Source organism: Actinomadura sp. BRA 177, assembly GCF_013372625.1.
Taxonomy (GTDB): Bacteria; Actinomycetota; Actinomycetes; order Streptosporangiales; family Streptosporangiaceae; genus Spirillospora.
Map to the genome: position 1 here is coordinate 1 of NZ_JABXFD010000605.1, position 8,727 is coordinate 8,727.

The window sequence follows — 8,727 nt, forward strand, 5'->3', positions numbered from 1 at the left end:
GTATTGGGCAGCCCCCGATGTTTACACTCTCCTCTGCGCCGGCAGCGTCAGATTTGTATAAGCGCCCGGTTCTAGCACCCCACCGCCCGAAATATAGGCCTTTATCCCCACACCCCACCCGCAGGGCCTCCCGTCGGCGCGGCTCGGAGACTCAGGGGGCGGTTCGGGTTCGCTCAGAGAAAGTTCAGGAACGGGAGTGAGACTGGCGCGAGGGAGGCCGCCGCGGTCGTGGCGGGGCGGCGAGGGAGGCGTCAGAAGTGACGAAACGGGACGAAACGCGAGTGAACGAGTTCGTCGGCGTTATGGGCGAGGGACGTCCTAGACTTGACTCTTTCTTTCAGGATTCGTCCAGGATCAACGCTTACAGTCGCAGAGGAGTACCCCCCGTTGTCATCCAGGTGAGGAATCCGACTTTGGGGCGAACCATGGATCTCGGAGCAGCGCGGGTGGAGATCACGGAGACCTGCGGGACGCTGACGTTCCCGGACGAGGTCGACCTGAGCAACGGCGAGGAGATCCTCGCCCAGGCCGTGCGCCTCCTCGACTCCGGGACACCGGCCCTGATCCTCGACCTCACCGGCTGCACGTTCTGCGACTCCAACGGGCTGAACGTGATCACGCGTTCGCAGATGCGGGCGAGCGAGCTGGGCGTCCCCATGTGGGTGGTGCTGCCGCCGCGCGGGCTCGTCCGCCGGGTGTCGGACGTGGCCGGGTTGCAGCGGCGCGTCGCGATCGCGCCGGATGTGGCGACGGCCCGGGAGGCGCTCGCCGGGCATCGCTAGCCGGGCATCGCTAGCCGGCCAGGGCGCGGTCGATCCATTCGTCCGAGATGTCCAGCAGCAGGTGGCCGGCGCCCAGGATGGAGGCGTCGCGGCCCGCGCGGGACGTGGCGATCTCCAGGTTACGGGTGGCGAGGGGCAGGCAGCGCTCGTAGATGACGCCCCGGATGGTGGCGACGAGCGGCTCGGCGTTGGACAGGCTGCCGCCGATGACGAGCGCGTCCGGGTTGAAGAAGTTCACGAGGCCGGTGAGCACGTCGCCGATGAGGCGGCCGGCGGTGCGGACGGCGCTGGTCGCCTGCGGGACGCCGTCGGTGACGAGGTCCACGATCTGGGACGGGTTGTCCACCGTGATGCCCTGCGCGGCGAGGGACGCGGCGAGCGCGGCGCCGCTGGCGTGGGCCTCCAGGCAGTCGGGGTGACCGCAGGAGCAGTCGACGGTCGCCTCGGACAGGATCCGCACGTGGCTGATGTCGCCGGCGGCGCCGCGGCCGCGGTGCAGCCGGCCGTCCACGATGATGCCGCAGCCGATGCCGCTGCCCAGTTTGATGACCATGACGTTGTCGAGGGACGGCCATGACCGGCGGTGCTCCCCCACGGCCATGAGGTTGGCGTCGTTCTCGACCAGGACGGGGACGCCGGCGTGCCCGGTCACGAAGTCGCGGACGGGGAAGTCGTTCCAGCCGGGCATCCGGGACGGCGAGACGACCTGGCCGGTGGCGGGGTCGACGGGGCCGGGCAGCCCGATGCCGATGCCGCGGACGGCGACGTCCGCCGGCCCGTGCTCGCGGGCGAGCGCGCGGAGGCTGTCGACGACGGCGGTGAGGGTCTTCTCGGGTCCGACGGCGATGTCGCAGGCGAGGTCGGACACCGCGAGCGGCGTGCCGGCGAGGTCGGCGGCGGCGAGCCGGGCGTGGTGCGGGCCGAGGTCGGCGACGAGGAAGACGCCCGCCTCCCGGGCGAGGCGGAGGCGGCGGGGCCGCCGGCCCCCGCGCGAGGCCCCGGCGCCCTCCTCTGCGAACAGGCCGGCGTCGATGAGCTGCTCGACCCGCAGCGAGACGCTGGAGGCGGCGAGCCCGGACAGCCGGGCGAGCTCGGCCCGCGACTCCGCCCGGCCGGTCGCCACCAGCCGCACGAGCGCCGCCGGACTCGTCTCCTGTGGGGGGCGCCCCCCCACACCCCCCGGCGAACGCCGGACAGACCGTCTCCCTCCGCTCCGCTGGAGCTCCGCTCCGGGAGCCGGTCCGTCGTCTCTGTTGCGCACCCCAGATAGATAGCATGTGCGAACTTGGTACAGCAACGCGTTGACTTACATCGATTTGACGTTCTATCGTCCGTCTTGGCTTCGATTTCGAAGGAAGTTGGATCGTAGGTGACCGAATGATCGAGGTGCGCGGCCTCAGCAAGCGCTTCGGCGGCTACACCGCGCTGCGCGACGTCGACCTGGACGTGGCGCGCGGCGAGGTCGTCGTGGTGATCGGCCCGTCCGGCTCGGGCAAGTCGACGCTGTGCCGGTGCCTGAACCGGCTGGAGACGCCGGACGAAGGCGTGGTCCGCGTCGACGGCGAGGAGCTGCCCGCCGAGGGGCGCGCCCTCGCCCGCCTGCGCGCGGACGTCGGCATGGTGTTCCAGTCGTTCAACCTGTTCCAGCACAAGACCGTCCTGCAGAACATGACGCTCGCGCCCACGCGGGTGCGCGGGCTGTCGCGCGCCGAGGCGGAGAAGCGCGGGCGCGAGCTGCTCGACCGGGTCGGTATCGGCGAGCAGGCCGAGAAGCTGCCCGCGCAGCTGTCCGGCGGGCAGCAGCAGCGCGCGGCTATCGCCCGCGCGCTCGCGATGCGGCCGAAGGCGATGCTGTTCGACGAGCCGACGTCCGCGCTCGACCCGGAGATGGTCGGCGAGGTGCTGGACGTGATGACGGGCCTCGCGCGCGACGGCATGACGATGGTGGTCGTCACCCACGAGATGGGGTTCGCCCGCAAGGTCGCCGACCGCGTCGTGTTCATGGCGGACGGCGAGGTCGTCGAGACCGGCACGCCGTCCGCCTTCTTCGACTCCCCCGCCAGCGACCGGGCCCGGGACTTCCTGGCCAAGGTCCTCAGCCACTGAGTCCTTTTCGTCCGGCGTGGCCCGGCGACCCGACAGTGTCGCGGCCACCGAGGACGAAAAGGGCTCACCGCACGATCCCCCGGCGCGCCGGACGTGGCGCGCCACCCGAGAAAGGTTGATGATCATGGTGCGTACCCCTGCGGGGCTGCGGCGGGCGGCGGTGGCCGCGGTCGCCGCGCTGTCGCTGGCGGGCCTCGCGGCCTGCTCCGGCGGCGACTCCGACTCGGCCGTGCCCGGCGCCGGCGGCGGCAAGACCGACGACCTGCTCGCCTCGGCGCCGGTCGCGACCGACATTCCCGCCGGCTCCACCATGGAGAAGATCAAGCAGCGCGGCGAGCTGATCGTGGGCGGCTCGCTGGACGCGCCGCTGCTGTCCCAGCAGAACCCGGCGACCAAGGAGGTCGAGGGGCTGGACGCCGACTTCGGCCGGCTGCTCGCCAAGTACATCATCGGCGAGCCCAAGGTGAAGATCGTCAACTCGGCGTCGGAGACGCGCGAGGCGCTACTGTCCAACGGCACCGTGGACGTGGTGTTCCAGACCTACAGCATCACTCCGGAACGTGCCGAGCAGGTCGCGTTCGCCGGGCCCTACTACAGCTCCGGGCTCGTCATCGCCACCAAGAAGGACGAGACGGGCATCAAGGCCCCGGCCGACCTGAAGGGCAAGACGGTCATCGCGGGCACCAACACCCCGGCGATCCCGGCGATCAAGAAGGCCGCCCCGGACGCGAAGATCGTCACGTTCGGCAGCGACCCCGAGTGCGTGCAGGCGCTCAAGCAGGGCCGCGGCGACGCCTACGTCCAGGACCAGGCGGTGCTGCTCGCGACCGCGAAGCAGGACACGTCCATCAAGATCCAGGGCGAGCCGTTCACCGAGGACCCGTACGGGATCGGCCTCAAGCACGGCGACACCCAGATGAAGCAGTTCGTCAACGACTGGCTCAAGCAGATCCAGCAGTCGGGCCTGTGGGCGAAGGTCTGGAAGAACTCCATCGGCACGGTCGTGGAGGGCGACGCGCCGCAGCCGCCCGCCATCGGGTCCGCGCCGGGCTCGGAGTAGTCCCCGTCCGATGAACGTCATCACCGACCACCTCGGGGAGTTCGGCGACGGGCTGCTGCTCACCGTCGAGCTGACGCTGCTCGCACTCGCGGGCGCGCTCGCCGCCGGCGTCCTCGTCGCCGCGATGCGGGTCAGCCCGGTGCGCGTGCTGCGCGCCGCCGGGATGGCCTACGTCGAGGTCCTGCAGAACATCCCGCTGCTGGTCTGGCTCGTCATCGCGGTGTTCGGGCTGCCCGAGATCGGGGTGATCGCCGGGCTGTTCACCACCTCGGCCGTCGTCATCGCCCTCTACCAGGGGGCGTACATGGCCGAGGCGATCCGGTCCGGGATCAACGCGGTGCCGGCCGGGCAGGGCGAGGCCGCCCGGGCGCTCGGGCTGACGTTCGTCCAGTCGCTGCGGCTGGTCGTCCTCCCGCAGGCCCTGCGGACGGTCGTCCAGCCGCTCGGCAACATCGCGATCATGACGCTGATGAACACCGCGCTCGCGGCGGCGGTCGGCGTGGTCGAGCTGACCGCCGCCGCGAACCGGGTCAACCTCGCCGAGGCGCAGCCGATCTGGATCTTCGTGACGGCGGGCCTGCTGTACATGGCGCTGTCCGGGGTGTTCGGGCTGGTCACCGGCGGTCTCGAACGGAAGCTGGCGATCCTGCGATGAGTTCTTCGAGACTGCTGTTCGACGAGCCGGGCCCGCGCGCCCGGCGGCGCATCCGGATCACGACCGCGCTGACCGTGCTGGCCGGCGCCGTCCTCGTCGCGCTGGCGCTGCGGCAGTTCGCCGACAACGGCCAGCTCGCCGCCGACCGGTGGCGTCCCTACGGGACGTGGGTCATGTGGCGGTACCTGCTGGAGGGCCTGCGGTCCACGCTGTACGCGGCGGTCGTGTCGATCGCGCTGTCCATGGCGGCGGGGATCGTGCTCGCCCTCGGGCGGGTGTCGCCGTCGCGGTGGCTGCGCGTCCCGTCCGCCGCGTACGTCGAGATCGTCCGGACGATTCCCGCGCTGCTGCTCGTCTACGTCGTGCTGTTCGCGCTGCCGAGGTACGGGGTCGACCTGCCGCTGTTCTGGAAGCTCGTCGTGCCGCTGTCGGTGTCCAATGCCGCCGCGTTCGCGGAGATCTTCCGGGCCGGGATCCGGTCGGTGGAGCGCGGCCAGCTGGAGGCGGGCCTCGCGGTCGGCCTGACGCGGGGCCGGGCGATGCGGCTGATCGTCCTTCCGCAGGCGGCGCGGCGGGTGCTGCCGTCGCTCGTCAGCCAGTCGGCCGGGCTGCTCAAGGACACCTCGCTCGGGTACGTCGTCAGCTACGCCGAGCTGCTCTACAGCGGGAAGGTCCTCGCCAACTACAACCACCTGCTCATCCAGACCTACCTGGTGATCGCGCTGATCTACCTGGTCATCAACGCGTCGCTGGCCAAGCTCGCGCGGACGCTGGAGGCGCGGCAGCGCGTCCGTCCGTCGCGGGCCGTCCGCGAAGCGGTCCCCGCCGCGAAACCCTGAGGAAAGTGATGTACGAAGTTCTGGCCGAGGTCGTCCGGAACGGCTTCGTCGAGAGCCGCCACTACGGCAGCGTCGCGGGGCTCGCCCCGGACGGCACCCTCGCCTACGCGCGCGGCAATCCGGAGGAGACCGTCCTGCCGCGCTCCACGACCAAGCCGTTCCAGGCGCTGGCCTGCCTGAGGGCGGGCGCGCCGCTGGACGGGGAGCGCCTGGCGATCGCGGCGGGCAGCCACACCGGCGAGGACTTCCACGTCAAGACGGTCGAGGCGATCCTCGCGGACGCGGGCCTCGGCGTGGACGCCCTGCAGTGCCCGCCGTCCTGGCCCGAGGACGAGCCGGCGAAGGCCGCGCTCATCCGGGCCGGCGAGGGCGAGTCGCGGGTGCGGATGAACTGCTCCGGCAAGCACGCCGCCATGCTCACCGCCTGCGTCGCGAACGGCTGGCCGGTCGACACCTACCTCGACCCGTCGCACCCGCTCCAGCTGATGGTGCGGCAGGTCATGGCGGACGGCGCGGGCGAGGAGCCGTCGCCCGTCGCGGTGGACGGCTGCGGCGCGCCGCTGTTCGGCCTCACGCTGACCGGTCTCGCCCGGGCCGCGCGGTCCCTCGTCCTGTCCGGCGAGTCCCGCGCGGTCGCCGACGCCATGCGCACCCATCCCGAGTACGTCGGCGGGACGGGACACGCCAATACCGAGTTCATGCGGGCGCTGCCCGGCACGGTCGCCAAGGGCGGCGCGGAGGGCGTGTTCATCGCCGCCACCGCCGCGGGCCACGCCGTCGCCGTGAAGGTCATCGACGGCAGCCCCCGCGCCACCACCGCCATCGCGCTGCGCGCGCTCGCCGCGCTCGGCGCCGGCACGGCCCCGGCCGAACCGCTGGCCGCCGTCCCCGTCCTCGGCGGCGGGCACCCGGTCGGCGAGATCCGCACCACCGAGGAAGGACGTCAGTGAGCCTCACCTACGAGATCTGCATCGACAGCGTCGCGGGCGCCATCGCCGCCGAGAAGGCGGGCGCCCACCGCGTCGAACTGTGCGCGGCGCTGTTCGAGGGAGGGCTCACCCCGACCCTTGGAACGGTCCGGGCGGCGCTCGCCGCCGTGTCGTCCATCAAGGTGAACGTCATCATCCGCCCGCGCGGCGGCGACTTCATCTTCGACGAGCACGAGGCCGCGGCGATGGAGCACGACGTCCGGCTCGTCCGCGAGGCCGGCGCGCACGGCGTGGTGATCGGCGCGCTGACCCCCGAGGGGACGATCGACCGTCCGGTCGCCGAGCGGCTCATCGCGGCGGCGGACGGACTGCCCGTCACCTTCCACCGCGCCTTCGACATGGCCGCCGACCCGTTCGGCACGCTGGACGCCCTGGTCGAGCTGGGCGTCGACCGCGTCCTCACGTCCGGGCAGGACGTCAGCGTGCTGGAGGGCGCGCCGCTGATCGCGGAACTGGTGAAGCACGCCGGCGACCGCATCATCGTCATGCCCGGCGGCGGGGTCACCGACCGCAACGTGGCCCGGATCGTCGCGGCGACCGGCGCCCGGGAGATCCACTTCGCCGCGCTGAGGGAGGAGCCGAGCCCGGCCGTCCACCGCAACCCGTACCCGTTCATGGGCGGGGAGCTGCGGCAGCCGGAATACCTGCGGCTCGTCACGACCGCGGCCGGCATCGACTCGGTCATCCGCGCGGCCGGCTAGACCGAACGGCCGGCCCGGCCGTTCGTGAGCCAGGGGGGCGGGCAAGATCCCGGCAGGTGCACACCTGCCGGGATCTTGCCTTTCCGCGCGCCCTTTACCGGCACGGCAGTTCTTTGCATGATCTTGTCGTGGCGGGGATGGCGGCGAGTTGCGGACGGGGCATGGATGTCTGGGACCGATGGCCGGGTGACGGCGCCGACGAGCGGGAGCGGGCACATGCAGGTGAAGCTGGAGGGCGAGCTCGGTCGCATTCCGATTCTGGACGTGGCGCCGGTGGTGGGGTGTGGCCGGTGGCCGGCGAAGGCCGTGGTGGGTGAGACGGTCGAGGTGTCGGCGACGGTGTTCCGTGAGGGGCACGAGATGCTGGGTGCGGCGGTGGTGCTGCGGACGCCGGACGGCGAGGAGTTGCCGGGGCAGCGGATGTCCGAGGTCGGGGTGGGCCTGGACCGGTGGTCGGCGCGGGTGACGCCCACGGAGATGGGGTCGTGGTCGTTTCGGGTGGAGGCGTGGGGCGATCCGATCGCGCACTGGTGGCATGACGCGCAGATCAAGGTTCCGCGCGGCCAGGACGTCGAACTCATGCTCGCGGACGGCGTGGCGCTGTTCACGCGGGCCGCGGGCGAGGTGCCGGCGAAGGACCGGCGCGTCCTGACCCGGCTCACGCGCCTCATGTCGGACGGGGGCGTGGACGCGCTCGAACGGCTCGCCGCCGCCGGAGACCCCACCGTGCTGGACGTTCTGGAGCGTCATCCGCTGCGGGACCTGCTGACCGTCAGCGACTGGTTTCCGCTGGTCGTGCACCGGCAGCGGGCGCTGTACGGGGCCTGGTACGAGTTCTTTCCGCGGTCGGAAGGGGCCACGTTCGACCCGATGGGGCGGCGGGGGCCGACCTCGGGGACGTTCCGCACCGCGATGAAACGGCTGCCCGCGATCGCCGACATGGGCTTCGACGTCGTCTACCTCCCGCCCATACACCCGATCGGGACCACGTTCCGCAAGGGCCCGAACAACACCCTGGACGCCGGGCCGTACGATCCCGGGTCGCCGTGGGCGATCGGGTCACCCGAGGGCGGACACGACGCCATCCACCCCGACCTGGGCACCCTGGAGGACTTCGACGCCTTCGTCGCCTACGCCGCCGACCACGGCCTGGAAGTCGCCCTGGACCTGGCGCTGCAATGCTCCCCCGACCACCCCTGGGTGAGTTCGCATCCCGAGTGGTTCACCACCCGCGCCGACGGCACCATCGCCTACGCCGAGAACCCGCCCAAGAAATACCAGGACATCTACCCCCTCAACTTCGACCACGACCCCGACGGCCTCTATGAGGAGGTCAAACGGATCGTGCAGCACTGGATGAACCACGGGGTCCGCATCTTCCGCGTCGACAACCCCCACACCAAACCCGTCGCCTTCTGGGAACGCCTGCTGGCCGACATCGGCGCCACCGACCCCGACGTGCTGTTCCTGGCCGAAGCCTTCACCCGCCCCGCCATGATGCACACCCTGGCCAAAACCGGGTTCCACCAGTCCTACACCTACTTCACCTGGCGCAACGCCGCCGACGAACTCACCGACTACTTCCAAGAGCTCGC

Annotated in this window: 9 protein-coding genes; 8 read left to right on the forward strand and 1 reads right to left on the reverse strand. The window is 71.5% G+C overall.

What is annotated here, in order from left to right; genetic code table 11:
• The first annotated feature begins 425 nt into the window (after positions 1–425).
• Positions 426–782, forward strand: a complete 357-nt coding sequence (locus HUX53_RS34155; RefSeq protein WP_176407408.1) for an STAS domain-containing protein — start codon at positions 426–428, stop codon at positions 780–782.
• Positions 783–792: 10 nt separating this feature from the next.
• On the opposite strand, the gene HUX53_RS34160 is transcribed toward HUX53_RS34155, so the two are convergent.
• Positions 793–1,914 (reverse strand): ROK family protein, encoded by a 1,122-nt coding sequence (locus HUX53_RS34160; RefSeq protein ID WP_176407409.1) that lies wholly within the window; start codon positions 1,912–1,914, stop codon positions 793–795.
• A gap of 245 nt (positions 1,915–2,159) precedes the next feature.
• Here HUX53_RS34160 and HUX53_RS34165 point away from each other — a divergent pair, with 245 nt between their 5' ends.
• The 7 genes from HUX53_RS34165 to HUX53_RS34195 form a co-directional block, all read left to right on the forward strand.
• Positions 2,160–2,888, forward strand: a complete 729-nt coding sequence (locus tag HUX53_RS34165) for an amino acid ABC transporter ATP-binding protein (protein WP_176407410.1) — start codon at positions 2,160–2,162, stop codon at positions 2,886–2,888.
• Positions 2,889–3,012: 124 nt separating this feature from the next.
• On the forward strand, positions 3,013–3,948 hold the full coding sequence (locus tag HUX53_RS34170) for a glutamate ABC transporter substrate-binding protein (protein WP_176407411.1): 936 nt from the start codon (positions 3,013–3,015) through the stop codon (positions 3,946–3,948).
• Positions 3,949–3,958: 10 nt separating this feature from the next.
• Positions 3,959–4,603, forward strand: a complete 645-nt coding sequence (locus tag HUX53_RS34175) for an amino acid ABC transporter permease (RefSeq protein WP_176407412.1) — start codon at positions 3,959–3,961, stop codon at positions 4,601–4,603.
• A complete protein-coding gene (locus tag HUX53_RS34180) occupies positions 4,600–5,442 on the forward strand; it encodes an amino acid ABC transporter permease (protein WP_176407413.1) in 843 nt (280 codons plus the stop codon). Before HUX53_RS34175 ends, HUX53_RS34180 begins: the two co-directional genes overlap by 4 nt.
• An 8-nt stretch (positions 5,443–5,450) precedes the next feature.
• Complete coding sequence (locus tag HUX53_RS34185; RefSeq protein WP_176407414.1) at positions 5,451–6,392, forward strand: asparaginase; 942 nt, start codon at positions 5,451–5,453, stop codon at positions 6,390–6,392.
• Positions 6,389–7,132, forward strand: a complete 744-nt coding sequence (locus HUX53_RS34190) for a copper homeostasis protein CutC (RefSeq protein ID WP_176407415.1) — start codon at positions 6,389–6,391, stop codon at positions 7,130–7,132. Before HUX53_RS34185 ends, HUX53_RS34190 begins: the two co-directional genes overlap by 4 nt.
• A 216-nt stretch (positions 7,133–7,348) precedes the next feature.
• Positions 7,349–8,727: maltotransferase domain-containing protein (locus HUX53_RS34195; RefSeq protein WP_176407416.1), on the forward strand; the 1,379-nt coding region annotated here is incomplete at its 3' end.